The organism is Streptomyces torulosus, from assembly GCF_001419765.1.
Classification (GTDB): Bacteria; Actinomycetota; Actinomycetes; order Streptomycetales; family Streptomycetaceae; genus Streptomyces; species Streptomyces torulosus.
Genome location: NZ_LIRK01000120.1, coordinates 12,326 through 13,180 on the forward strand (window position 1 = coordinate 12,326; position 855 = coordinate 13,180).

Here is an 855-nt window from a genome sequence, read left to right on the forward strand (position 1 = left end):
GTCGGCGCCGACCGGGCCGCGCCCGCCGACAGGGCCCGCTCAGGCCAGGGTCGCCACCAGAACCGCCTTGATCGTGTGGAGTCGGTTCTCCGCCTCGTCGAAGACGACCGAGTGCTCGGACTCGAAGACCTCGTCGGTCACCTCCAGCGAGTCCAGGCCGTGGCTCTCGTGGATCTCCCGGCCGACCTTCGTGCCCAGGTCGTGGAAGGCCGGCAGGCAGTGGAGGAACTTGACGTCGGGGTTGCCGGTGGCGCGCAGCACGTCCATGGTCACCGCGTACGGGGAGAGCGCGGCGATCCGCTCGTCCCAGACGGACTTCGGCTCGCCCATCGACACCCAGACGTCCGTGGCCACGAAGTCCGCGCCGCGCACTCCCTCCTCGACCTGCTCGGTGAGCGTGATCCGCGCCCCGCTGATCTCGGCGAGCTTGCGGGCGTGGGCGACGATCTCCTCGGCGGGCCAGTAGGAGCGGGGGGCGACGATACGGACGTCCATGCCGAGCAGTGCGCCGGTGACCAGGTAGGAGTTGCCCATGTTGAAGCGGGCGTCCCCGAGGTAGGCGAAGGCGATGCCGGTCAGCGGCTTGTCGCTGTGCTCGGTCATGGTCATCACGTCGGCGAGCATCTGCGTGGGGTGCCAGTCGTCGGTGAGGCCGTTGTAGACGGGCACGCCGGCGTACGCGGCGAGCTCCTCGACGTTGGCCTGGCTGTCCCCGCGGTACTCGATCGCGTCGAACATCCGGCCGAGCACCCGGGCGGTGTCCCGGACGGACTCCTTGTGTCCCATCTGCGAGCCGGAGGGGTCGAGGTAGGTGGTCGAGGCGCCCTGGTCGGCCGCGGCGACCTCGAACGCGCA

1 protein-coding gene is annotated in these 855 nt (G+C 70.3%); it reads right to left on the reverse strand.

Annotated elements, in window-relative coordinates:
• Positions 1 to 39: 39 nt before the first annotated feature.
• The coding region (argF, locus tag AOK23_RS09305; RefSeq protein WP_055712265.1) for an ornithine carbamoyltransferase at positions 40 to 855 on the reverse strand (816 nt) is incomplete at its 5' end.